25 protein-coding genes are annotated in these 25,397 nt (G+C 43.9%); 13 read left to right on the top strand and 12 right to left on the bottom strand.

Annotation, left to right across the window (positions count from 1 at the left end):
* Positions 1–3 precede the first annotated feature (3 nt).
* Together KUL49_RS19055 and KUL49_RS19050 are read right to left on the bottom strand one after the other, a co-directional pair.
* On the bottom strand, positions 4–1,179 hold the full coding sequence (locus KUL49_RS19055) for a hypothetical protein (RefSeq protein WP_131138288.1): 1,176 nt from the start codon (positions 1,177–1,179) through the stop codon (positions 4–6).
* The gene (locus KUL49_RS19050) at positions 1,176–1,649 is read right to left on the bottom strand and encodes a hypothetical protein (protein WP_039226966.1); all 474 of its coding nucleotides are present in this window, start codon (positions 1,647–1,649) and stop codon (positions 1,176–1,178) included. Before KUL49_RS19050 ends, KUL49_RS19055 begins: the two co-directional genes overlap by 4 nt.
* Positions 1,650–2,128: 479 nt before the next feature.
* Here KUL49_RS19050 and KUL49_RS19045 point away from each other — a divergent pair, with 479 nt between their 5' ends.
* A complete protein-coding gene (locus KUL49_RS19045) occupies positions 2,129–2,860 on the top strand; it encodes a 3-deoxy-D-manno-octulosonic acid kinase (RefSeq protein WP_131138287.1) in 732 nt (243 codons plus the stop codon).
* Between the two features lie 98 nt (positions 2,861–2,958).
* Complete coding sequence (gene coaD, locus KUL49_RS19040; protein WP_131138286.1) at positions 2,959–3,447, top strand: pantetheine-phosphate adenylyltransferase; 489 nt, start codon at positions 2,959–2,961, stop codon at positions 3,445–3,447.
* Positions 3,448–3,465: 18 nt separating this feature from the next.
* Here coaD and mutM read toward each other — a convergent pair whose 3' ends face one another.
* From mutM to radC, 9 genes are all read right to left on the bottom strand, one after another.
* A complete protein-coding gene (mutM, locus tag KUL49_RS19035) occupies positions 3,466–4,275 on the bottom strand; it encodes a bifunctional DNA-formamidopyrimidine glycosylase/DNA-(apurinic or apyrimidinic site) lyase (RefSeq protein WP_131138285.1) in 810 nt (269 codons plus the stop codon).
* Positions 4,276–4,740: a hypothetical protein gene (locus KUL49_RS19030; protein WP_039226967.1), complete on the bottom strand. Its 465-nt coding sequence runs from the start codon at positions 4,738–4,740 to the stop codon at positions 4,276–4,278.
* Between the two features lie 266 nt (positions 4,741–5,006).
* Positions 5,007–5,162 carry a 50S ribosomal protein L33 gene (gene rpmG / locus KUL49_RS19025; protein ID WP_012516577.1) on the bottom strand — a complete coding sequence of 52 codons (156 nt, stop codon included), beginning with the start codon at positions 5,160–5,162 and terminating at the stop codon, positions 5,007–5,009.
* An 11-nt stretch (positions 5,163–5,173) separates the two neighbouring features.
* Entirely contained in the window at positions 5,174–5,410 is a 237-nt protein-coding gene (gene rpmB / locus KUL49_RS19020) for a 50S ribosomal protein L28 (RefSeq protein ID WP_014947757.1), read from the bottom strand.
* A gap of 337 nt (positions 5,411–5,747) precedes the next feature.
* Positions 5,748–7,850 (bottom strand): YjbH domain-containing protein, encoded by a 2,103-nt coding sequence (locus KUL49_RS19015; RefSeq protein WP_014977887.1) that lies wholly within the window; start codon positions 7,848–7,850, stop codon positions 5,748–5,750.
* Positions 7,847–8,596, bottom strand: coding sequence for a capsule biosynthesis GfcC family protein (locus KUL49_RS19010; protein WP_131138284.1), 750 nt, complete (start codon positions 8,594–8,596; stop codon positions 7,847–7,849). Before KUL49_RS19010 ends, KUL49_RS19015 begins: the two co-directional genes overlap by 4 nt.
* Positions 8,596–9,285, bottom strand: coding sequence for a YjbF family lipoprotein (locus KUL49_RS19005; RefSeq protein ID WP_014947754.1), 690 nt, complete (start codon positions 9,283–9,285; stop codon positions 8,596–8,598). The genes KUL49_RS19010 and KUL49_RS19005 overlap by 1 nt, the downstream gene beginning before the upstream one ends.
* Before the next feature lie 94 nt (positions 9,286–9,379).
* Positions 9,380–9,733: a hypothetical protein gene (locus tag KUL49_RS19000; RefSeq protein WP_131138283.1), complete on the bottom strand. Its 354-nt coding sequence runs from the start codon at positions 9,731–9,733 to the stop codon at positions 9,380–9,382.
* A 92-nt stretch (positions 9,734–9,825) separates the two neighbouring features.
* Positions 9,826–10,503: a DNA repair protein RadC gene (gene radC / locus KUL49_RS18995; protein ID WP_014947752.1), complete on the bottom strand. Its 678-nt coding sequence runs from the start codon at positions 10,501–10,503 to the stop codon at positions 9,826–9,828.
* A 209-nt stretch (positions 10,504–10,712) separates the two neighbouring features.
* On the opposite strand from radC, the gene coaBC reads away from it, so the two are divergent.
* Entirely contained in the window at positions 10,713–11,942 is a 1,230-nt protein-coding gene (coaBC, locus tag KUL49_RS18990) for a bifunctional phosphopantothenoylcysteine decarboxylase/phosphopantothenate--cysteine ligase CoaBC (RefSeq protein ID WP_131138282.1), read from the top strand.
* A gap of 115 nt (positions 11,943–12,057) precedes the next feature.
* Complete coding sequence (gene slmA / locus KUL49_RS18985; RefSeq protein ID WP_012516568.1) at positions 12,058–12,645, top strand: nucleoid occlusion factor SlmA; 588 nt, start codon at positions 12,058–12,060, stop codon at positions 12,643–12,645.
* A 243-nt stretch (positions 12,646–12,888) separates the two neighbouring features.
* On the opposite strand, the gene KUL49_RS18980 is transcribed toward slmA, so the two are convergent.
* A complete protein-coding gene (locus KUL49_RS18980; RefSeq protein ID WP_014947750.1) occupies positions 12,889–14,526 on the bottom strand; it encodes a M28 family metallopeptidase in 1,638 nt (545 codons plus the stop codon).
* 189 nt (positions 14,527–14,715) lie between these two features.
* Between KUL49_RS18980 and KUL49_RS18975 the strand changes: the two genes are divergently transcribed.
* The 9 genes from KUL49_RS18975 (at position 14,716) to KUL49_RS18935 (ending at position 25,380) form a co-directional block, all read left to right on the top strand.
* Complete coding sequence (locus KUL49_RS18975; RefSeq protein WP_039226976.1) at positions 14,716–15,051, top strand: DUF1820 family protein; 336 nt, start codon at positions 14,716–14,718, stop codon at positions 15,049–15,051.
* 38 nt (positions 15,052–15,089) lie between these two features.
* Positions 15,090–16,841, top strand: a complete 1,752-nt coding sequence (locus KUL49_RS18970) for a DUF885 family protein (protein ID WP_131138281.1) — start codon at positions 15,090–15,092, stop codon at positions 16,839–16,841.
* A gap of 2 nt (positions 16,842–16,843) precedes the next feature.
* Positions 16,844–17,353, top strand: coding sequence for a hypothetical protein (locus KUL49_RS18965; RefSeq protein WP_131138280.1), 510 nt, complete (start codon positions 16,844–16,846; stop codon positions 17,351–17,353).
* A gap of 249 nt (positions 17,354–17,602) precedes the next feature.
* Complete coding sequence (locus KUL49_RS18960; protein WP_131138279.1) at positions 17,603–18,355, top strand: recombinase RecA; 753 nt, start codon at positions 17,603–17,605, stop codon at positions 18,353–18,355.
* A complete protein-coding gene (locus KUL49_RS18955) occupies positions 18,355–19,842 on the top strand; it encodes a DNA polymerase Y family protein (RefSeq protein WP_131138278.1) in 1,488 nt (495 codons plus the stop codon). Before KUL49_RS18960 ends, KUL49_RS18955 begins: the two co-directional genes overlap by 1 nt.
* Before the next feature lie 36 nt (positions 19,843–19,878).
* A complete protein-coding gene (locus KUL49_RS18950) occupies positions 19,879–22,968 on the top strand; it encodes an error-prone DNA polymerase (RefSeq protein WP_131138277.1) in 3,090 nt (1,029 codons plus the stop codon).
* A 175-nt stretch (positions 22,969–23,143) separates the two neighbouring features.
* Complete coding sequence (locus tag KUL49_RS18945) at positions 23,144–23,902, top strand: hypothetical protein (RefSeq protein WP_242633896.1); 759 nt, start codon at positions 23,144–23,146, stop codon at positions 23,900–23,902.
* Positions 23,883–24,713, top strand: coding sequence for an ABC transporter substrate-binding protein (locus KUL49_RS18940; RefSeq protein ID WP_014947742.1), 831 nt, complete (start codon positions 23,883–23,885; stop codon positions 24,711–24,713). The genes KUL49_RS18945 and KUL49_RS18940 overlap by 20 nt, the downstream gene beginning before the upstream one ends.
* A 136-nt stretch (positions 24,714–24,849) precedes the next feature.
* A complete protein-coding gene (locus tag KUL49_RS18935; RefSeq protein WP_039226989.1) occupies positions 24,850–25,380 on the top strand; it encodes an acyloxyacyl hydrolase in 531 nt (176 codons plus the stop codon).
* The last annotated feature ends 17 nt before the right edge of the window (positions 25,381–25,397 follow it).

Below are 25,397 nucleotides of genomic sequence, written 5' to 3'. Positions count from 1 at the left end.
CCCTTAAAACCAATACATCAATTGCACTGACCACATTTCCCAATGCTTATCGGCATGAGACGCTACATCTAAGTTCAGTAAGCTCACTACCCTTGTCGCACCTTCAACCCAATGATACTCACCTTGAAGTCGCCACTTCGGTGCAATGTCCCAACGCAAGCCTAGGGTATATGTATCTTGGTAGCCAAAGTAGGCGGGGATCACGCCGCCTGTCATAGCCTCTAACTGCCTTCCGTCTCGATCTGACCTGTCGTTAATGTATGTGTCGTAGCCAATAAGACCACTTACATTGTTATTAAACAAATACCTAAACTGAACAAAACCGCCTTCGCCCGTGCGTTTAAAAGCAAAACCAGGGAAGAATAGCCCTTTGCTATCCTGGACTTCTCGAATTAGCTCAGCCGACACTTCCCAGTTTTCTGCAAAGTATTGCGCAGACAACATAATACGTTCTATGTCTGCATTACCTGCAATACGGTTGTCATTCTGAGAAGGTGTGTATCTGAAATCAGAATTCAACCAACTGGCACCTAGTTTCCATGTCATGGTAGCCGGTTGCCAGAATACGCTGGCTTGATGAACAAAGTCTTGCTTGATGTTGCCTTTTGCTTCGTCACCGAGTAAAAAATCTCGCTGGGAGTCGTTAATATTAGAGCGACCGTAACTCCAGTTTAGTTCCCAGATATTCTGAGCACCATAGTGTGAGAAACTGGTTTGGATACCGTTGCTTCCTAAAGCAACGTCGCGAAACCCGTCAAAGTACACAGACTGGGGAAGAACAGACGTGTAACGTGTTTGTGGCACATCTCTGGTCACTGAGTACAGCCAGTGGCGGTTTTTGAAGCGACCAATGTGGACTTGTCCTTGCCATTTACCGGGCAAGTCAGGCAATTTCCAGTCAATAAACAAATAATCTAAACGAGCGCCCTGCTCAAAACGATTCCCGCCGTCTAAATAATTAATTTGCCCGGCAACAGAGATGTTTTCCGCTATTCGATAGTAACCATTTAGCCCAACTTCGGTGAGCTCACCTGTTATTGCGTTATCGTCAGTTATAAAGTTACTTCCATGTGACTGAGTTACACCTTGAGAGACATAACCGTGCCACGAAAAATCTCCCTGTGAAGCAAGGACAGGCATGCTTATCATGCCAAACGCGAGAGCGATGTATTTATTCATTCTGTTCCTACCTCTACGCGTCTTAATTTCACAATTTCGGTATGTTCAACATAGCCGATAGCGCCTGTGGTACTTTCTAACGCCTCTATCAACGCTTGGTAAGACGTGACCCTAACGGGTGTAACGCCCTGCCCAGAATAGGTGATTTGATCCCATAAGCGAGATAATTGATAAGGGAACATCTGAAGTACTTCACGACAAAACTGCTTGTGGAGCTCATCGTTATCTTGCAATACAAATACCGTGATTTTAGTACCATCGCTCCAATATTGACGATGGCCGGTAAATATCTGGCGAAGCTCAGAGCGGTTTAGCTCTGAAACCATGACACTCTCATTAACCATGACGTTTAGTTCTGCTGCGTGTGCGGCAGGCACGCCTGAAAACAGTGCAATATTCAGTAATAGCACCAGTCTAAATTGAGTATAAGCAAGAACAGTGGATAGCCATCGCAAAGCGGGCTTTTTCATTCAGTAACGACTCCCTGTTATTTCAAAGGAACACTTCGCAACGCTAAGTGTAGATAATAGTTGATAGTTTTACCTTACAATTAAGTAAATTAAGCGACAATTAGCTTGTGATGGTGCCCTGGTCTATCAACAGTATTTTTTCCTATTGTTCGTATCTTTTGGCATGCGCTAGGTGAAGCCTATTTGCTCGAGTATTACCTATTCGCGCCAAATAAATGCTTATTTTTCAGATAGAACTCTCCGGGCCGCCGCAATTTAACATGCTCATTCCAAAATGATGAATATGGTCAACGATACTCGCGTATGAGCATAACGACTTAGGTTTTTATACTTAAGACGTTGAATTAGATTCATTATTTCAACAAATAATCTTAGTACGTAAAAACTATGAGCGCGTAAACAGACTTTTTTACCTCTGAAACGCGGTCGTTGCTGAAAAACCAAAATAAATCATTAGAATAAAGAATTTACCATAAGTTGTGGGCGACATGGCGACAATACGACGAGACATAGGTGCTGGGCACCACTTTATTTTCGACGACACTTTAGTCAGTCACCCCAACGCGGAGATGTTTACCCCCGACTTTTGGCAGCTTCAAGACAAAATAACAGGTCAAGCCAAGGGACGTGGTACAACCATTTTCATTGAGCATGAGGGTCAGCGCTGGGTTTTACGCCATTTCAAACGTGGAGGCCTGGTGGGCAAAGTGCTGAGCGACCAATATCTGTTTATTGGGGTTGAGCGTTCTCGTCCGTTTGAAGAATTCAGGCTGCTCGAATATATGCGAACACAAGGTCTTCTTGTGCCTGTTCCTGTTGCGGCGCGTATACACCGCCGAGGCCTGATTTACCGCGGCGATTTAATTACTTTAAGTATTCCAAATAGCAAAGATTTACACCACGCACTGTGCGACAAACCACTGGATAAAGATGAGTGGTATGAGGTTGGCCGAGCGCTGGCAGCTATGCACAATTGTCAGGTGTACCATCATGATGCCAACGTTCGAAACATCATGATTGATAGCGATAAGCAAATATGGCTTATTGATTTCGATCGCTGCGAGCAGCGTCAAGGTAACAGCTGGAAACAAGGTAATTTAGACCGTCTGCTGCGCTCTTTACATAAAGAGAAAGCGAAGAACCCTGTCTTTCACTGGCAAGAGTGCGACTGGTCAGCGTGTATGAATGGTTACCGCGAGGCAGTGAAGTAATAAAAGCACATATGGTAAGCGGATTGGTATAAGCTAATAATGTGTTACATTAGCCACGTTGAACACATAAACCCTCTACAACGAAAAGATTCGACTTTATGCACACTAGAGCACTTTACCCTGGTACTTTCGACCCGATCACTAACGGTCATGCCGACCTTATTGAACGCGCATCTCAGTTATTTTCTCATGTGATTGTAGCGATTGCTTCTAACCCAAGTAAAAAGCCACTGTTTACGTTAGAAGAGCGCGTAGAAATGATAAAAAAAGTCACTGCTGACTTACCAAATGTTGAGGTAGTGGGGTTTACTGGTTTATTGGCTGATTTTGCTGACGAACAAAATGCCACGATTCTCATTCGTGGTTTACGCGCAGTTTCTGATTTCGAATACGAGTTTCAACTCGCAAATATGAATCGCCGTTTAAACCCAAAGCTAGAAAGTGTTTTTCTTACTCCTGCTGAAGAGAATTCTTTTATCTCTTCCACCCTAGTAAAAGAAGTCGCTCTTCACCGCGGTGCAGTGAGTGGCTTTTGCCACCCAGTAGTTGAGAAAGCTTTAAAGGACCGGCTGAGCAAGAAAGGTTAAGCACCAATAGTAAGTATATTAGCGTTGGCAGTGAGTACAGAAAAAGGTATTTCGCTGCCCAATAATCTTACTTTCGATGGCTTTTCCACACACTTCACAAGGCTCACCTTTTCTCCCATACACATTCAAGTGCTGTGCAAAATACCCAGGCTTACCGTCGGTTTGCGCAAAGTCTTTTAATGTTGTGCCGCCTTGTTCAATGGCTTTGGCCAATACTTGCTTAATGGTTGCAGTTAGCGACTGATAGCGGGCAGCGCTAATGTTTCCTGCCGCTCTTCGCGGATCTATACCAGCTAAAAACAGTGCTTCGTTCGCGTAGATGTTTCCTACACCTACCACAATGGCGTTATCCATGATGAAGTTTTTGACGGGGCCTTTTCTATTGCGCGATAGTTTAAATAAACGCTTATCGTCAAAGTCGTCTGTAAGCGGCTCTGGGCCCAAGTTATCAAGCATGGCTATTTGCATATCAGGGGCCTGAAATAACACTGCACCAAAGCGCCTTGGGTCGTTGAAACGTAAGCACTTACCTGTGTTTAAAACAATGTCTACGTGGTCATGCTTAATAATTGGTGTCGACGCATCGATAACGCGTAATTTACCCGACATACCTAAATGTAAAATTAACGTGCCTTTAGCTGTTTCAATAAGTAGATATTTAGCGCGGCGTTTTACAGCAATAACGCTCTGCCCTTCAACGTTCGCTACCTCTTGTGGAATGGGCCAGCGCATTCTTCGCTCTCGCACCACCACCTGCGTAATGGTATTGCCAATAAGGTGTGGAGAAACGCCCAAACGGCTTACTTCAACTTCTGGTAGTTCAGGCATTTACAGTATCCAAGGTAAAAGATTATCAAGTTCGGTGTTGGTTAATGTGTACCAATTATTTTCAAATTTGATCACAACAGGTGATGTATTCGGATAGATGGCGTAAACATTGCCGTTATTATTGCCTGCGAGCCATACTACGACGATGTAAGGCTGTACGTTGGTAATCGCTTCGGGTACGTCAGTGGCCGGCTCAAGCCTTGCCCGTTGCCAATGGGAAAACTGAACATCCGGCTTGATGGCGAGGACTGTATTTTGACCTGACTGGCGCCACTGCTGCCCAACTCGCTCTAAGCTATGGCCATCGTGCTCTATTTTTAACACATAAGCGTCTTCAGGTAGCAGGCTGCGAGATTGAACAACGTCCTTCTTAGGTACAAGACTGTCTAAGTTGAACAATGCAATCATGATAAGCATGGCAATAATGACCACGTTATTCATTGCTCGCTGAGAAATTCTAGCCACCTGACTTTCCGTTAAATATGAGTCCTGAAATTAGGAATATAGTAATACCTAGCCAATATATAAGCTAATTCAATTCAAAGAAAACCTAGGACCTGCTGGAAAAAAGTAAGTGGGAGAAAGCAGTGATCGCAAGACAAACACAAGGGATCGTGGTTCGTCGAATATGGGATCCGGTGGGATCGTGACGTGATGAAGTAGAAATATTTTCTTCAAAAAGCAAAAAACCCAGCAAGGGCTGGGTTTTCGTGGAGACAAAAGCAAGCTAATTACTTGATTTTGGCCTCTTTGAACATAACGTGCTTACGCACAACGGGATCATACTTTTTGATCTCCATTTTGCCAGGCATGTTACGCTTGTTTTTATCAGTAGTGTAGAAGAAACCTGTACCTGCTGAAGAAACTAGTTTAATTTTATCACGCATTGTCGGCTTCCTTAGATTTTCTCACCACGGGTACGGATGTCAGTTAGTACTGAATCAATACCTTTCTTGTCGATGATACGCATGCCTTTTGCAGACAAACGTAGTTTTACAAAACGGTTTTCGCTCTCAACCCAAAAACGGTGTGTTTGAAGGTTTGGCAAAAAGCGACGACGAGTCGCATTTCTTGCGTGTGAACGGTTATTACCAACCGTTGGACGCTTACCTGTTACTTGGCATACTCTTGACATTGTATTTGTCTCCAGAACAACGATAACTGTCGCGTCAGTTAATCCCAAGCGCTCAAACAGTGGTTGGGTCAAATGACGTATTACTATAAATTAGAGGGCGCATTTTATACAGCAAAGGCAGGATCATTTCAATAAGAAAGTACAAAAAGGTTACTTTTTGGCTTTTTTTTGCTCGAAAAACTACCAGCTCTCATTTTTCACGGCCCGTATTGTACTTTTCCCTAAGCGGTTAGGCTATGAATAAATACGCAATCTACGCTTTAATTTTATATTCGCATTGCAGCATCTAAGATATCCGCACGCGAATAAACGCCACGCGAACGCGGCGTATTTCTATTTAATCAAAAAATGGTGACCTTATTTCAGTCATGTCAATCAAACGAGTTGGTCGACGCAGCATTTGACCGCCATCACGAGAAATTGGCACCCATGGGAATAATCCGCGACCTTTGGTAGGTTCTAACAAGAACAGATCTGTAGGTATGGAAATGTAGAAGCCTTTGGTGAAGCTTCCCTCGCCGTATTCTTCTGACGATACATCAGTGAATGCCGCATATGCACCAACAATGATACCGCTATCGAAACGCTTCGCATAATCGATATTCACGCCTTTATCTTTGGCTAAGAATTGTCCAGCACTTACGGTAATTTGCGTGTCGTCTAAGAATTCTGGCTGCCAATAGACACTAGCGTGTCCAGTGACCGCTGTGTAGTCTTCCAAACCTGTTTGACTGTAAGGATCGCGCTGTTTTACGTAAGCGATATCAAGTCCGTAAGCCAAGTTACTATCAACGGGACGATACAGTATTTCACCGCCTACACCAGCAAACATGGTTTCTAGATAACCCGCGTACGCTTGAGCATAGAGGTCTTCTGCAATGGTGTCTTTGTAATGTAAGAATGTTGTATCTAGCCATACATCGTTTGCTGACACATATTCACGAACTCGAGTACGCACGCGAGGTAGCGACACTTCTTCGTTATCTACCAAGTAGTTAAACTTGTCGAAGTTATCTAGAAGCGTAACCCTGGCACTGCTCATGATTGCAAAGTTTTCGTTAAAAGCATAACCGCCGTTTAGCAATAATCCGGTTTGATACAGATAGAAATCTTCTGGGTTACCGAATGATTGGGTAAAGAAGAAATCTGCGCTGTAGTAGAAGCCAGATGTATTGGCAGGATCATAGGCGTCGAGCACTTCTTTTGAGGGTGATGTTCTGACGTAGGTTTCAGTGATATCTGCGTCAACAGATTCGTAACGCGCTGCAGCAATAAAGGCCTCGGCATCCACCTGCGTGTCTACTAAAGGAAGACCTGCGCGATTGTCTACTACATGATAGGTTTTTACGGAATCTGGAAGCTCTGAGGCCGCCACGCGACCAATTCGCTCAATGGCTTCATCCTGGTCACGATAGGCAACCTGTGTACCGTAAAACGTAGCGCTGTCCTCTTTAATTTCAGCATCAGACAGTACAAAGCCCCCCGACCGGTAAAGGTCATTGTAAAGACGGGATTTATCAACATCTTTCACGTCTTGTGGCACCTTTCTACCCATCAGGTTCTTAGGTGGTTCATCGAACTTTATTTGCGAAGCCGTATTCATATTAAAGCGATAAGTAACGCCGAAACCAACAGTATTACCTCGTTGATAGTTCAACGTGAAATCGAAGTCTTTATAACGATACACTGCACCAACATTCCAACGAGAATCTTGCTCTAGCTGTCCAGCTCTGTCACGAGAATAATCATTCCCTTCGAACTCAAGCTTTAGCGTTAGCGGCTCCCATGGTGTTTGGTATTCCACACCACCGAAAAATGCGGTTGTTCCTTTAAAAAACTGGTCGTAGTCTACCTTACCACCGCGACCAGAGAAGCCCCCTGGGCGTTCACAGAAGCTGTCTTTAAGCTCGCAAAACGGGTTGCTGATGTCATCGGCTGTACCGAGATATCCCCAGCCTAAGCCAAGGTGAAAGTCGAATGGACCGATAGATTTACTGGCGTTGACGTATTCACTTTCAAAAAAGCCTGTTCCACCAAAGTCTCTGAAGCCGACACTGATATCTGGCAGATAGTAGCTTTCTTTCCATAATCTGAATTTAACGTCTAAGCCTTTATCTTTCAGCGTTTGATCACCACTGAATGATTCAACTTGACTGTAAAGTCTTGTGCGCACGTCAGTATAACGGGCTGTTGCTTCCATCCAATCATAAAGCTGAATGTTAACAGACCAGAAGCGATATTCGCCGTTGTCGGTATAGTTAATGGCCATTCCACCTTCGTCTCGCATACGAGCCGTTGGTGTTTGAATAAGACCATTTCCGCCCTGCACCATCTGCGAAGGAGTAACGCGAACTTGAGTATCAGCAAAAGCGGTAGAAGAAAGCGCGCTGCCAATTACAAGCGCGAGTGTTTTTTTCTTAGAAAGTAGTGGCGCACTCATTGAGGTAAAACCCTATGTACTGCTAAAGCGGCTACGCGCTCATTTAATTGCTTAAGTTTATTGCTAAAGAGTTCTGATGAGATAGGAACATAGACTTGGCTGCCCGGCATAAGCTGCCCAAAATCTAAATTCCAATAAGCAATACCCTTTTCTTCAATATTTCCCATTGGATCAATTACGTAGACATGACTTCTGTCGGCATCAACCGCTTTTTTCACCGTTTGAACAGCCGTATAAACCGACGTATCGCTTTGATGCTTGTACGCACCAGGCTTTACAACAGCGCCAGAGAAATGCACAACGTCAGGTCTTCCATTTAGTCGAATCCAGTATTTACCTGGCTGAAACATAGGGTTGTCTTCAAAAAACAACCTCGCTCGATTGTAGGAAATTGGCATGTCTATGCGTGTAGACACCGTCCATGAGCTTACCTGATCATAGAGATTTTGAAGGGCTTTATGTGTTTCAGAATCGGCATCAAATTGATTGAGCAGTCCGCTAATTTGAGATAGCGCTATCTCTTTCTCTTCTTCAGCTTTAGGATTAGCTAAATCAAAGGCTGAAGCTGAAGGCCAGTACCAATCACCATTATCAGCGACAATGGACAGTACGCTTGATAGTCGTATCGGCCTGTCGAACTGATAGGTTTGCTTGTTTATCATGACACTAACAAGGTTATCATTTGCATATAACTTGGTAGCTGCAGTAAGGCCTAGGGCAATAAAAAGCGTATAGATATACTTCATTATTGCGTTGCTCCTTGTGTCTTCATCTCACGTACTACTCGGCTTAAATAAACCATATCGTAAACGTCTCCTTCAGGGCTGAACTGCTGCTTTGAGGCCAGAAGTTCCTTCGAGTATTTGTGCAAGAAATACGTGTTTTCCCACGACAACCCTACGTCGATAAATGGCGTGTATTCAGAAAACTCTACGGTTTCGATAACCTTAATTACCGGAACAGAAAAACCTAAATATTCGCGAGTTTCTTCCCCTTCTATTCGCCAAGATGAGTCAACCGGCACACCGTAACCTATGGAAGCAATATCAACTTTGCGTTTCCAATTGAATGGCAGAACATTGTTGGTGGCAAGCGGGTTGTGCTGAAGATTTCCCGTGTAGTATAGGTCGTGATCCAAACCTTCAGTTTTAACGATAATGCCATGGTGCATGGTGAAGATGACTTTATCACCAGATACCCACCGGTACTTTTCACCATCGATATACGCAAGGGCAAGCGAGGCTGCATCTCTTCCGCCCGCTTTAATTTGCATAAGATCAGCTTTACTAGCAGCAATCTCTTCAACGGTATAACTAACTGTTCTATCTTTTAGCGCGAGCTTCAGCGTGTTGTAATACGCTAGTGACGTGGTGGAACATCCGGAAAGAAAAAGGCAAACAACACCCGAAAGGGCAAATAAAGTGTGTAGTTTCATTAAAATGCGCCGACAAAAACTAAAAACAAATGAACTTTGCTATAAAAATAAAAAAAGCCGCTAAAAAAAGCGGCTTTTTCGAATACTCTTAAATTTACTGTACGGTCGGTGCGTAAGTAAATGTAACAGGTACGGTGATGGTTTTTGTTACAGAACCAGAGGTAGTTACAGTAACAGTTTCGGTTGTACCTACGCACACACCATCAACGATTTGGTCGTCACCTTCACAAGTAGGTTGACCTGGAGTAGTGCCGCCATTTCCTGGTGCATCAGCAGAGTTGTTGTTTACAACACCCGCAACGATACCCGCAACAACAACACCAGACGCGATCACACCGCCGCTTACGCCGCCGATGCCAGTAGTACCACTACCACCTTCACCTTCTTGTGCGTTAACGCCTGCAACCATAGTTGCAGCTGCAAATAATGCAATGATTGACTTCTTCATAACAGTCCTTTAATAAAATAACCCACTAAATCCTATGCTAAATCATTTTCAACCATTTGACTAGATTATAATCGACAAATGACTTAGATTTCTTATCTTAACAAGCCTCGCTGTGCGAATGAAACAGTTTCTTTATCACCAACCACAAAATGATCTAAAACTGGCACATCGATCGACGCCATTGCGCTTTTGATCTCTGCGGTTAATCTTATATCCGCATGACTAGGCTCAGCAACGCCTGAAGGATGATTATGAACCAAAATGATCGCGGCTGCATTATCGATCATTACTTGTTTGATCAATTCTCTTGGATAGACCGCTGCACTGTTGATCGTACCGTTAAACATAGTGCGAAAAGCAATAAGCTGATGTTGGCTATCAAGCATTAAAAGCGCGAACTTCTCACGTTCACAGTCTCTTAGCTTTGCCTGTAGATAACGTTTAGTATCATCTACATTATTAAAAACGTCCTGACGCTTCAGCTTTATTTCCAAATTGCGTTTAAATATTTCAAAGCCCGCCTGAAACTGCGCATACTTGCACGGTCCAACTCCCGTTATTTTGGCAAACCGTTCTTTCGTTGCTGTTACCACACCCCGTAAGCAGCCTAGCTCGTTGAGAAGTTCATGTGCTACAGACACAGCGCTTTTTCCTTTCACACCTTTTCCCAGCAAGACAGCGATGAGTTCAGCATCACTTAAGCTTTCAGCCCCGTGCTGCAATAATTTTTCTCTTGGCCTTTCATTCTTTGGCCATACTTTTATCGACATTCATCTAGCCCGACTATTCTATAAAAGGTTGTTTATAGATGAATGGTGACAAAGAAACGACTGTATAAAAGGCGGGTTTATTATTGATTTTTGACACCTGTAGGCACTGTTTACATGCCACTGTCGAAACAAGACCTACTTTCGTTCAGCTATCCGATTTTTTGTCACCATGGTAGGCTAACGCTAATTTCGAGATTTTGTGTTCTTCTATGTCTATTGCTAATAAAAATATTTTGCTAGGTGTTACCGGCGGGATTGCCGCTTATAAAGCACCTGATCTTGTGCGCAAGCTTACTGCGTTAGGCGCAAACGTGCGTGTGGTTCTAACAGACTCTGCCGCAGAGTTCGTTAGTTCATTATCACTTCAGGCTGTGTCAGGAAACCCTGTGCATCGCCAGCTGCTTGACCCTGCTGCTGAAGCCGCGATGGGACATATTGAATTGGCAAAGTGGGCTGATATCTTACTTGTTGCCCCCGCAACCGCAAACACCATCGCTAAGCTTGCTCACGGTATGGCAGACGACTTGCTGACTACACTGTACCTTGCAACAACAGCGAAACTCTTTATTGCTCCTGCCATGAATCAACAAATGTGGAAAGCGGTAGCAACAAAGCGCAACATCGATATTTTAAAAGAGCACGGCGTAACCTTTATTGGCCCGGCAAGTGGTGAACAAGCCTGTGGCGATGTGGGTTCAGGTCGAATGGTTGAGCCTGTTGATATTGCCAATGTAATAAATGACGCAGAGAGAGACGCTTTATCCCTTTCTTCGTCGCTAAAGGCGTTATCGGGAAAGAATATTACGATAACAGCGGGACCAACCAGAGAACCTTTGGACCCTGTACGATATATTTCAAATCACAGCTCAGGAAAGATGGGGTTTGCCATCGCTCAGGCAGCAGCACTCGCGGGGGCAAATGTAACCTTAGTGGCAGGACCTGTGTCGCTTGAAACGCCCGAACGCTGTGACCGTATTAATGTCACTACCGCAGAGGAAATGCTTAATACTTGTCAAACACTTAAAGCCTCCACAGATATATTTATTAGTACGGCTGCTGTAGCAGATTACAAGGCCGTGAGCGTTGCCGACAATAAAATTAAGAAAACTGGTGATGAGTTAACACTTACTTTTGTTAAAAACCCTGATATTCTAGCAACCATATCCACCAGCCAAGACAGACCATTTTGTGTGGGCTTTGCGGCCGAAAGCCAAAATGTAGAAGATTATGCACGCTCGAAGCTAGCCAAAAAGAAGCTAGACATGATTGCAGCTAACGATATTACTGCCGAGGGTCTGGGGTTTAACAGTGATAAAAATGCACTGCACGTAATATGGCAAGATGGTGATAAACGATTACCTGCAACCAGTAAAAACGAGTTAGCGGGTCAATTACTTGCACTTGTTGCAGAGCGCTACGCTTTAAACAATAAAAACTAACAGATGCTTATTAAGTGTCGATAATAAAAACGATAAATATAAACGCTTTGATGTAAGCCAACTTAACATGGAGCCCGAGTTGCTATAACTCGGTAGCGGAGGAAATACTTTCGTCATGCCTGCTGTCAAAAAAACAAATCGCAGAGCTCAAATTCTGCAAGCACTTGCTGGAATGTTAGAAACCAGCCCAGGTCAACGTATCACTACTGCTAAATTAGCGGAAAAAGTGGGAGTGTCTGAAGCGGCACTTTACCGTCACTTTCCAAGTAAAGCGCGAATGTTTGAAGGGCTTATCGAGTTTATTGAAGAAACACTTTTCACGCGCATCAATAAGATTGTGAATGAAGAGAAAGACTCGCTTACGCGTTGTCAGCTTATTCTTCATCTTATTTTGGGCTTTGCTGAGAAGAACCCGGGTATTACTCGAATATTAAATGGTGATGCGTTAATGGGCGAACAAGACCGGTTGCGCGCGCGCATAGCAAAGCTTTTCGAGCGTTTAGAAACGCAGCTTAAACAAGTGCTAAGAGAGCGCAAGCTACGCGAAGGTAAAACCCTTTCTGCAGATGAAGCGATTATCGCCAACATGATGATTTGCTACACCGATGGCCGTATTAATGGCTTTATCCGCAGTGGATTTACGCGTAAGCCAACCGAGCAGTTCAATGAACAATGGGCTGCTTTCAAGCAAATGTTTGTTTAGAACCCAATTAAGTTACGACTAAGGCGCTTTCAAGCGCCTTTTTTATTGCTTGTTTCCCATTCTATATTGCATTGATACTTTTCAAAATTAATATGGAAAGTGCAATTAAATCAATAGCTGCCGAGCACAGCTCTCAGCGTTCCAACATGCACATAATTCATTACTTCACTTACTATTCGTAAGCTACAGGCACAAAAAAAGCAGCATAAAAATGCTGCTTTTTAACGTTTAATAAATATGGACTTACTTGCTAAACGTGTTTCCAAAGAAATCGCCATCGTTCCACTTAGGCTTGTTCTTTTGGTTTGCTAGTGTCCAACCAATTTGCGCGTTAACCTTGGTGAAAGTCTCTGCCGCATTCCAGTTGAATGGTTGGTTAATGTCGTCACTAGGCTTATGGTAGTGCGTAGATAAGAACTGACCAAACACCTTGCTGCCATCTACGTTAGGATCTTTAGACTTCAGACCCGGCACCATAAACACTGAAGGCACACCTTGCTTTACAAACGCATAGTGATCTGAGCGAGTGAATAACGCTTGCTCAGGCCATGGGTCAGGGCTTAGTTCAATGTTGGCATTCGCCGCCGCTTTTTCCACTGACTCTTGCAAATCACTGTGGTTCGCGCCAAACGCAATAACGTCTGCAAACTCGTAAGTCAAAATTGGCATATCTAGATTTACGTTCGCCACCATTGAAGTAACCGGTACAGTTGGATTACGAGCAAAATAGTCTGCACCTAGCAGGCCCTTCTCTTCACCCGTTACCGATACGAACAGAATTGAGCGCTTTGGCTTTTCTTCCATTTCGCTAAACAGGCGTGCAGTTTCTAACATCACTGACGTACCAGACGCATTGTCCATGGCACCATTGTTAATGTTGTCTTTCTTCACGGTCTTGGCAAAACCAATATGGTCAGAGTGAGCAGAGAAAACCACATACTCGTTTTTAAGCTCTGGGTCAGAACCTTCAAGTACACCCACAACATTTGGGCTAGTGATGGTGTCGTGTACGCTCGTCTTACTGATATCAACCACACCGTTTAACGCAAAGCCTTGTGGTACTTTGTCGGCTTCAAGCTGTGCATAAACGTCATCAAGACTCTTTTCTGCGCCTTCAAATAACTTACGCGCAGCGCCTTCACTCATGTAAGCGCCACCTTTAAGCTGAGAAAAGCTGTTTGCAGGCTGACCACTGTCGTCTAACCATGCCATACGCGGCGTATGGATGTAGTTCAAACGGCTTTGATAAGGGCGTACCTTTTCATTTTTAGGCGTTGTGATAGTGATCATGCCAATAGCGCCATTGTCTACCGCATACTTTTGCTTTTGATAGCCAGACGCAAAGTGAGCGCCCTCTTCTGATGGAAAGTCACTTGGCTTACCAGCAAGCGCTACAACAACCTTACCTTTTACATCTAAGTCTTTGTAATCGTTGTGAGATAGCTCGTCTGCCACAATGCCGTAGCCCACAAAGACCATTTCACCTTTTACATTAGCCTCGGTGCTAAGCAAGCTCGGGCTAGCTAGATATTCTTTCGGATAGTCAAAATCGACGGTTTCGCCGTTTTGCGTGAAAGTAAACTTGGGAGACTCTTGAACCAGATTCGCTTTGCGAAACGCTACGTTTTGCATGTAGCCGTCTGTACCCGCTGGCTTCAAACCATATTTAGCAAATTCGGTCGCAATATATAGCGCCGCAATTTCATGGCCACGAGAGCCCGTGTCACGACCTTCAAGCAAATCATCTGCTAGGAAAAACAGGTGCGATTTGATTCGCTGTGTATCAGGGTTAAAAGCATTGTCTGTCGATGCGTGGTTATGGGCAGTAGCAGCAAAGGTCATTGCTGTCATTGCACTACCTATAAGGAGTTTTTTTATCATTCTAATTTCACCATATAACTAAGTGTGCATCATGGTAACGCAGTTAATAGGCGGAATACCATTAAACTGCTTATGTTTACCATGTGTTTCCTACCGTTGCTCGCATTTTATGAGCAAGGTAAAATTGTCAGTCGCATGCCGGCTCCGTTTCCGGATATTGTTATGTTTTTTTAGTGAAGAGCAGCATCTATGTCGAAAGACGATATTCTTTACCGCGTTCAGTTCATCAGCAATGGAGAACGTTACGAACTTTACGTTAGAACCCTTACTCAGGGCGCTTTGTTTGGCTTTATCGAGATAGGTGACTTTGTGTGGGACACCCACACAAGTGTTGTTGTAGACCCTAGCCATGAAAGGTTAAAAGCCGAATTTTCTGAAGTAACAAAAACTTATGTTCCGATGCACAACATTTTGCGCATTGACGCTGTAAATAAAAAAGGTTCGGCCAAAATTACTAAATTAGAAAATAAATCTGATAAAGTAACTGCTTTCCCTAGTCCAATATATACACCAACGAAAGAGTAACCGCCGGGTCATTCCGGTGAAGGTTGCCGGAGACCCTTATGTATCGCTATGTTTTAGCAGCATTATTATTTATTTGCAGCGTTAGCTCATCTGCAAAGGACCTTAACGATGAAAGCTTGTATCAACTACTTGATGACATTTGGCAATACGAGCTTTCGGTTTCCCCACTTCTAGCTTCTCGCGAAGGCGATGCTTCACTTGCCCACGTATTACCGGATATTTCTCCCAAGGCTCTGAAAGCACAAGATGAACAATGGCGTGCTTTTCAAAAGGCCTTAAGCCAGTATAAAAAAGAAGATATCTCTACTGATGCCTATATTGCCTTGCTGATGCAACAATATCGTTTGGCTAACTATGTGGACGAGTATACGTACCGCGCGCATTTAGTACCGATCAATTCAGAATATGGCTTTCACGGTGCAATGGCCTCGCTTCCTAATTTATCCACCTTTAAGCGCGTAGAAGATTATCAGGCCTACATTAGCCGCCTAAACGCGCTGAAACCTTATTTTGACCAACAAATTGCGTATATGAAACAAGCGCTAAAAGAAGGCTACACGCAGCCTAAAGTAGTGTTAAAAGGGTTTGAGAACTCGGTAGCGTCGTACATTGTTGAAAAGGCTGAGGACAGTGGTTTTTATTCTCCATTTACCCGCTTTCCAGAGTACTTTACTGCCGAGCAGAAATCAGCGCTAACGGAACAAGGCAAGGCTGCTATAAACAGCAGCGTGTTGCCTGCGTATCAAATGTTCTACGACTTCATGGTAGATGAATACATTCCTAATGCCCGTGAAGATATTGCCGCGAATAACTGGCCTGATGGCGTTGCGTATTACGCCAATAGAGCCAAGCATTACACCACCACGGATATGACGCCTCAGGAAATCCATGATTTAGGGTTGTCTGAAGTAAAACGCATTCGCGCGCAAATGCGGCAAATTGTGGATGAGCTTGGCTTTGATGGCGACATTAACGACTTCATTGCGTTTTTACGCGAAGACCTGCAATTCTATGCCACCAGCGCTGAAGATTTACTAAAAGAGGCGTCGTTCATTGCAAAGAAAATGGACGCAAAGCTTCCTTCGCTCTTTGAGTATCTGCCAAGAACGCCTTACGGTGTAGCGCCTGTACCAGACGCTATCGCGCCCAAATATACAACGGGCCGTTACATTCATCCTAGCCGCGATGATCAGCCAGGATATTACTGGGTAAACACGTATGCCCTCGATAAGCGCCCTTTGTATGCATTGCCTGCACTGACCTTGCACGAAGCAGTGCCTGGCCACCATCTTCAAATATCGTTGGCAGCAGAGCTTGAAGACTTACCTATGGTACGTCGTAACACCTATATTTCAGCGTTTGGTGAAGGCTGGGGTCTGTACTCTGAGTTTTTAGGTATTGAAGCAGGTATTTACGAAACGCCGTACGACAACTTCGGTCGCTTAAGCTACGAAATGTGGCGTGCGTGTCGCTTGGTTGTGGATACCGGTATGCACACGATGGGCTGGAGTCGTCAACAAGCGGTTGATTATATGATGGAAAACACCGCGCTTTCAGAACACAACGTAAATACTGAAATAGACCGCTATATCTCTTGGCCAGCGCAAGCCTTGTCTTACAAGATTGGTGAAATCAAAATTAAAGGCCTTCGCAAGAAGGCAGAGAAAGCATTAGGCGAGCGTTTTGATGTGCGTAAATTCCACCGCGCCGTGTTAGAAAACGGCTCAGTTCCATTGTTTATCTTGGAGCAAAACATCAATACGTTTATAGAAGAACAAAAGGCACAATAGACATGATCGTTGCATTTGGTGTTATTGGATTACTTATCCTGTTTTTAATTTACTTTGTGCTGCGAGCGCAGAATTTACAGAAAGAGCTGGCGCTATTGCGCCACTCGAATAAACAGACCAACAACAAGGTTACGTATGCTTATCGCAACCTTGTTCTTGTTACAGATGCGTTAGAGAAAAATCTTACTGCGCGTATTGAAAGTGCCTATAAAAGCCGCCTTATCGACCAAACTCAATACAATGCGCTGCACCCGCTTATGCGCAACTTTTCGACTATCGTCATGGCCTGTTGTGAGAAAGGCATGTCATTTGAGGAGTCACTGAATAAGGTGCTGCTTAATGAAGAAGTGACGCTTGAGGAAATTCGTGAGGTGGTAAAGGCTCTACCTAGCAACGTTCGCATGGTGTGGGCAAAAAATACCGCAGACGGATTTATTGCTTTTTGCCAAACCGTTACAGCAACAGTAAGCGGCACGACTGCAAAGGCTCAAAAAGAACCATCTGAAGAGTAACATTTTACTCTGTGTCCCTCGTTAGCGCTTATACAGCGCTAACTTTATGACAGGGTCGCCCGCTTTGCTATGCAGTAAGCTCAGCGCCCCTGGCCCCCCTAAGCTACGCTTTTAAAAGTTTAATCTTTTTACCTTTCCAAACTAATCAGTAAGTTAGCGCTTAAAACAACAAGTCAAAAACCTTTTGTCTTGAAAAGGGTTATTGCTGCACTATAATACTGTATAAAAATACAGTTTATTTTGAGTGCCATGAATAAATCGTTATCTGTGCTTAATAACCACCCGCATATTTGGCGGGCCAGAGATCAGAAGCAAAGTGAAGCCAAGTTTTCGCTGGGCTTTCCGCGTCTGGATAAAGCGCTTAACGGTGGCGTTGCATCTACAGGCCTTGTCCGTATCTCCTCGTTAACCGGGGTGGGTGAGCTTTCACTCTTTAAACGAGTTATTTGCCAGCATCGTACGCACAAACTGGTGGTGTTTATTAACCCTCCCGGGCTACTACAGTCGCCATGGTTAGAAAATCTGGGGCTTAAAGCGCAACAAGTGCTGGTAGTAAAAACACGTTCTGAACAAGAGTCATTGTGGGCTGCTGAGCAATGTTTAAAAAGTACGGCTTGCCATTGCGTAGTGCTGTGGAGTAATGCTGTAAATCAAAAAGAAGCGCGACGCCTACAGGTAGCAGCAACGCATAATGATGCGCTGTGCTTGCTGTATACTCCACCGCAACAGCAGGCCTCACAGTTAGGTTACCCAAAGGCCGACATGGGGAGCGATTCACAAGTCAACCTGTCGAATGAAAGCGACAGTGCATTACCCATCACGTTGGATATTGCGCTAAAAGGCAACCCCCACGCTTTGGCGGTGAACATACGCAAGCAGCGTCATGGCTGGCCCAAAGATAACATTGTTATTTCCCATCGGTGGACCCCCGACAATCACGCCATTAAATGGGCCATGGCACACAACACGCTTTCCGATCAGGCATTACACTCTGTGAGCTAATGATGCTGTGGGCTTATATTTACTGCTATCAACTAACTTTAGACAGCCATATCAAAGCGGCTAGAAGTAAGCGTGCACATAGCCAGTTGTCGAAGCACGAAACTAACAACCAGTATTCAGCGTTAGCGTCGAATACTCCCGTTGCGGTGTACTGCAGTAAAACAAACAAAATTACGCAGTGTAATGATATTGCGAAAAAAGAAGGTATTGAAATTGGGCATGGGCTAGCTCAAGCGGCGGCGCTATGCCCTTACGTACATATTCTGCCTTTCAGTGAAGAAGCTGAAAAGCATATGCTGACGCAGTTAGCCCATCGGCTTTATCCACTGGCTTCTGACATCGTATTAGACAACCACATTCACTCAAATAGTGTAAACGGTCTGGCAGTAAGGCTAGATAACCTAACTCATTACTATGGCGGTCATACGCCACTGTGGAAAACTTTAACCCAAGCACTTGCTGAAGCAGATATTCGCTATCATTTTGCTAGCGCATGGACAATTGAGGCCGCAAAAGTATTAGCGCTTCATAAATTTAATACCTACTTGCATACATCCGATGACATAAAAAAAGCGCTAAGTACGTGCCCGCTTTCTATTACGGCTCTATCACCTAAAGTCATTGACTCGTTGGCAAGGGTGGGCGTTTCCTGCGTACAACAGCTGTTGGCAATGCCGGTACAAGAACTGGGTCGGCGCTTTGACAATAACACTATTATGTATCTTACTGCGTTAAGGGGAGAAACCTTTCCACGCGTTACGTTATTTAGGCCTTTGGAGCACTTCGATAACTTTATCCTATTGCCTTTTGATATTGAAAACACGCAGCATCTAACCCCTTTTGTCAGCCAGCAGTTTGAGCATTTGTCTCACTATTTACGGGCAAGAAACTTATATACATCCAGCATCAGTGTACATATTCATTTCAGAGAAGCACCTGTAATGGATATTAATATACGTTCGGCACTGCCTCAGTCTTCAGTACAAAGTTGGCTGCCCTTGTTTAGTCTTAAAACTGAGAATCTAGAGCTGCCTGAACCAGCCACAGCCATTGCGCTTACCTGTCAGCAATTTGAAGAAATGGATACGCAGAATGGCGACTTTTTTAGCGACAGATTTAACGATATTGCACAAAAGCAATTAATTGGGCGCTTAAACGCGAAGCTAGGCGATAACAGTACGTTTCAACCTCTCGCTGCCGACAGCCATCAGTTTGAATATATGACGGTGACGGAGTCGAGCACCGGTAACTGCACCCGTAATTATGCTTATAGCAGTGACATTACGCCCACCTTCACTTTTGATGTACCTAAACCGCTTATTCAGGCTACCCAAATTTGCTTTGGCCCCGTGCGTTTACACAGCGAGTGGTGGCATGACAGCCCAACAAAGCGTGATTATTTCATCGCCCAAACTGAGCAATGCGTAAGGCTTTTAGTGTTTAAAGACGAAGAGAGCCGCTGGTGGGTGCAGGGCCTTTTTTGCTAGCGGTATACGGTTAAAGAAAAAGGTAAAGGCAATATCATGAAATACAGTGAGCTCTTTTGCCAAAGCAATTATAGCTTTCTTTGCGGCGCCTCTTCCCCCGCAGAGCTTGTTACCACGGCTTCTTTCCTTGGTTACGACGCACTTGCCATTACCGATGAATGTTCAGTAGCAGGTGTGGTACGGGCTTTCGATGAAATTAAGCATCAGGGTCTACCGATTACGCTTATTGTGGGTAGTTACTTTGTATTTGATGACACTTTATCTTTTGTGCTGTTGTGCCCGAACAAAGCGGCCTATAGCGAACTGTGCCGAATTATTACTAACGCGAGGCGTCGCTCTGATAAAGGTGAATACCAACTAGCTGAGTGGGACTTGCGTACCATTCGCCATTGCAAATTCATTTGGTTACCAAGCGGCAAAGAAGCTAAAGACAAACATTGGGCTGAATGGCTGCAAAAACACCCTAGTATTGATGCCTATATTGGCGCTCAGCGCCTATTAGACGGACGGGATCACCACAGGTTTGCGCATTACAATCATCTGCAGTCTGCCTATCCTTTTCCTGTTATTGCCTGTACAGGTGTACTCATGCATCACGCCGACAGACTGCCGCTTCAACATGTATTGCATGCTACTAACGTGCATACCAGTGTAGACAAAATAGGTCGGGATGCGTTGAGTAATGCAGAGCGTAGTCTGCGAACCGTACAAAAAATTAAGAAGCTTTACCCTGAGAAATGGATTGCCAATACCAATGCCCTTGCCCATGTATTCACGTTTTCCTTAGAAGAGCTGCGCTACCACTATCCAGCGGAGCTTGTACCTGAAGGGTATACGCCCACTTCGTATTTACGGGAACGTGTAGAGGCCGGTATAAAAGTGCGTTTCCCTGAAGGTATCACCCCTGATATTCGCCAAATCATAGAAAAAGAACTGACGCTTATTGCCGAACAAGAGTATGAGTATTTCTTTTTAACCATTTACGACATTGTTCAGTTTGCCAAACGACAACGCATTTTGTATCAAGGGCGCGGCTCTGCGGCCAACTCGGTAGTGTGCTATTGCTTGGAAATAACCGCGGTAGACCCCAGGCAAATAAGTGTGCTGTTCGAACGCTTTATTTCTAAAGAACGTAACGAACCACCCGATATTGATGTGGATTTTGAGCATCAGCGTCGTGAAGAGATCATCCAATACATTTACAAAAAATATGGCAGAGAAAGAACCGCTATCGCAGCTACGGTTATTTGCTATCGCTTTAAGTCAGCGTTTAAAGATGTGGGCAAGGCGCTGGGCTTCAGCGAATCACAGCTTGATTTTGTGGTAAAGCAGATTAATCGCCGAGACAGCGTTATTCCGTGGAAATCCCAGCTGGCAGGGCTTGGGCTAAACCCTGAAGAGCCTAGGGTGCAGCAGTTAATTACCCTTACCGAAGCTTTACTGGGCACGCCCCGACATTTGTCGCAACATGTAGGCGGTTTTGTTATTAGCGCAGGGCCGCTCTACGATCTTGTTCCTGTTGAGAACGCCGCGATGGAAGAACGTACTATTATTCAGTGGGATAAGGACGACATTGAAACCTTAGGCCTATTAAAAGTCGATGTGTTAGCACTTGGGATGTTAAGCGCTATACGTCGCGCATTCTCTCTTATCAATAAACAGTATCCCGTTGAAACCAGTATTCCGTTCATTACTAAGCTTGGAGATGACAAACAAGTTTTCGATATGATTTGTCGGGCCGATACGGTAGGCGTTTTTCAAATAGAATCACGGGCTCAGATGTCTATGCTGCCAAGGCTCAAACCTCGTCGCTATTACGATTTGGTCGTACAAATAGCCATTGTACGGCCGGGTCCGATTCAGGGTGATATGGTCCACCCTTATTTGATACGCCGACACGGTAACGAAACCATTAGCTACCCATCTAAAGATGTGGAGAAAGTTCTGTCTCGCACTATGGGCGTGCCTATCTTTCAAGAGCAAGTGATTCAGCTTGCCATGGTTGCAGCTGGCTTCAGTGGCGGAGAAGCCGATCAACTGCGTCGCGCCATGGCGAGCTGGAAAAAAGACGGTAGAATTTTTGAATTCAGAGACAAGCTTATTAGAGGCATGACGGATAAAGGCTATGACAGTACGTTCGCCCACAACTTATTTGAACAAATAAAAGGCTTTGCAGGTTACGGCTTTCCTGAATCGCACTCAGCATCTTTTGCCGTATTAGCTTATGTGTCTTGCTGGTTGAAGTTTTACTTTCCCGTTGAGTTTTACGTAGCGCTGTTAAATAGCTGGCCCATGGGGTTTTATTCTCCGTCTCAGTTAGTTCAAGACGCTAAGCGTCACCACATAGGGGTAGAAGCGCCTTGTGTTAACCAGTCTGACGTTGAGCATTCTCTGGTGGTACAAGGCCAGGAAAAACACATTCAGCTTGGTCTTAAGCTTATTAAAGGCTTAAGTGAAGCATCGTCTCAGCTTATCGTGGAAAACCGTTCAGACAAAAGCTACACCAATGTTGAACAATTGCAGCAGTTATCGCTTAAAAGTCACGAACTAGAGGCACTGGCCAGCGCCGATGCCCTTCGCACTATTTCAGGCAATCGATATGAAACTCGCTGGCGAATTATGGATACTCAAACGCGTTTACCACTGTTTGATACTGACGATTTTTATGCAGATAAAAATGCCACACCGCTGGGTGCTGCACCGACCGAGGCAGAAAACTTACTTGAAGACTATGCCTCAACCGGCTTATCAGTAAATAACCACCCTATTTCTTTACTCAAAAAGCAACATAAGCTTAAAGACATAAGCTGGTCCAATTCGCTTAAAGACAAGACCAATAAATCTGTTGTAAAAGTACTCGGCGCAGTAACAGGTCGACAGGCCCCGGGTACAGCCGCAGGCGTTACCTTTCTGACTTTGGAAGATGATATAGGCAATATGAACGTTGTGGTATGGCAAGCCACCGCTCGTGCTCAGCAACAAACATTCTTAAAGGCTAAACTACTACAGGTAAATGGTATTATCGAACGCTCCAAAGAAGGAGTTATCCATATTATTGCAGGTAAGCTTATTGATCGGACGCCGTGGCTCGAAAAGCTGTCATTAAGTTCAAGAGATTTTCACTGAGTATTTTACACCCGCAAAACGATAAATTATGGTGTATAGATACGCGATTTATTTTTGTATTAAAAATCTTCCTCTCAAGGAAATGCTTCAAAGATAATTTATTTGTATATTGTAAATTGCTGTAGTCATTTTGGAGTTTAGAATGATGCGATGTATTAGGCTTTTCATTGGCTGTTTGTTTAGCCTTAATATTTATGCAGATAAATATGTGATTGGCGCACAAAACTTAGCTTATTTCCCCCATTACGATTTTGCATCATCAACAGATAAAGGGGTTGCCTGGTCAATTTTAGAAGCTTTTTCTGAAGCTTCGGGACACGAGTTTGTGTATTTAAGCTTGCCTATAAGACGGCTTCAACTCGAGTTAGTTAAAGGTAATGTTGACTTTGTATACCCTGATAATAGAGGCTGGTATAACAGCATTACCACTTCAAATGACAAGTACTTTTCCCTCCCATTAACCAGCGCAGTAACGGGGACAATTGTAAAACGACAGAACGCTGGGAAAGGCATCGAAAAGATAAAAAACCTCGCCATGCCGTTAGGCTTCACACCGGTAAATTGGCAAGAAAGAATAGACACTCAACGTACCCAAATAACTTGGGTTACGGATATTCAACAAGGCTTGGCGCTTTTGTACCAAGAACGTGTAGACGGGTTAGATTTAGAGTATTTCGTTAGCCAGCGATCTGCTCCTCTATCATATGAGCAAGATGCATTTACTTTAGATTTGACGCTTCCACATAATGAAATTCCTTTTTCCCTATCTACGCTTTATCATCAAGACATTATTAGTGAACTTAATAAGTTCATATCCTCAAATCCAGAATTAATTGATAGTATAAAAACAAAATACGGAATAACCCCTTTCGAGCAGTTGTCTCAGAAGCTTTTGATAGAACAAGGATTGAAAATTGAAGAGGTTTGGAAATAGTATTCGTCGCTTTGTGCAAATGGTGGTATTGCCAGTTGCATGCACACTTTCAAGTCCTTTTGTTTCAGCCGACACCTATATCGTAGGCGCTCAAAATATTGAATATTATCCGTATTACAACTTTTCATCGGATCATGAAAAGGGGTTGGGTTGGGCTATTCTTGAAGCATTCTCAAAGCAAAGCGGACATCGCTTTGTATACTTGAGCATGCCAGTTAAACGCCTTCAAATAGAATTGAAAAAAGGCAATGTAGACTTTGTCTTTCCTGATAACGCCAGATGGTATGATCAAATAACCCATAGCCTTAACAAAGTATATTCTGAACCTCTGGCAGAAACATTCGCCGTGACTTTGGTTAAAACAGATAACCTTGGTAAAGGAATTACTCATATAACAAAACTTGCCACGCCAGACGGATTTTCCCCTGTAAAGTGGGAACAGCAAATTAAGAACGGTACCGTTAAGGTAACAGGCGTAAACAGTATTTATGATGGGCTTAACCTTCTACAGAGCGATAAAGTAGATGCTTTAGATGTGGAATATAATGCCGCTAAAAACGTTGCTCGTCGCTTTCCGCAAATGGGACCATTTGCCGCTGATTTAACCCTGCCACACAACGTTGTCTCATTTTCGCTATCAACCTTAAGACACCCCGAGATCATTGCCGAGCTCAATACATTCATACTTTCAGAATCTGAAAGCATAAATAAAATTAAAGCGAAGTATGGTATTGAAGATACAAAGCAACTGATCGAGCGTCTGATGGAAGAGCAACATGTAAGTGCAGATACACGCTGGACACCTTTGTAAAAACTTCAACAGTGTCAGTAAATTACACTACTCGCGTGGAATAGTTCGGCATTTAGTTTTTATTATCCCTTTGAAATTAAAATAATTTTTAATTGGAAAAAATTTTGCTTGTTGATTATCAGATCAAGGAGCAATTATGAAACAGGCATCACTACTTCTATTTTCTTTTTTCATTATTTTCACCGCAAGTAGCGTACAAGCGAAACAAACCGTGAGTGTAGATTATATGCACGGCTTTGACGATATCGATGGTATGCGCTTCGCGTACAGGCCACTTGAACAAACGCTTACTACTGATTGGTTTGGCGACCTAAAGCTATACTGGGAAGTGAGTGCCGTAGTGTGGGAGTATGGTGAAAACGATACACATAGTACTAGCTACGGCGCGTCATTAACTCCTGTATTTATGAAACAGGTTTCAACGCTCTATGACAAATATCCCGTATATATAGAAGCGGGGATAGGAGCGAGTTACATTGGTAGTCAGAAAGTCGCTGGTAAAGATATTGGATCTAACTATCAGTTCGAAGACAGATTAGGTGTTTTTGTAGAGATCGATAAGAAACAACATGTCGCACTGCGCTATATGCACTTTTCAAACGGCGGCTTTAACAACGACAACCCCGGATTAGACTTCCTGAACCTATCCTACGCCTACCACTTTTAAAGAAATGGGGTCAGAGT

Source organism: Alteromonas sp. KUL17 (assembly GCF_006538305.1).
Classification (GTDB): Bacteria; Pseudomonadota; Gammaproteobacteria; order Enterobacterales; family Alteromonadaceae; genus Alteromonas; species Alteromonas macleodii.
This window is presented reverse-complemented; position numbering and strand designations above follow the sequence as displayed.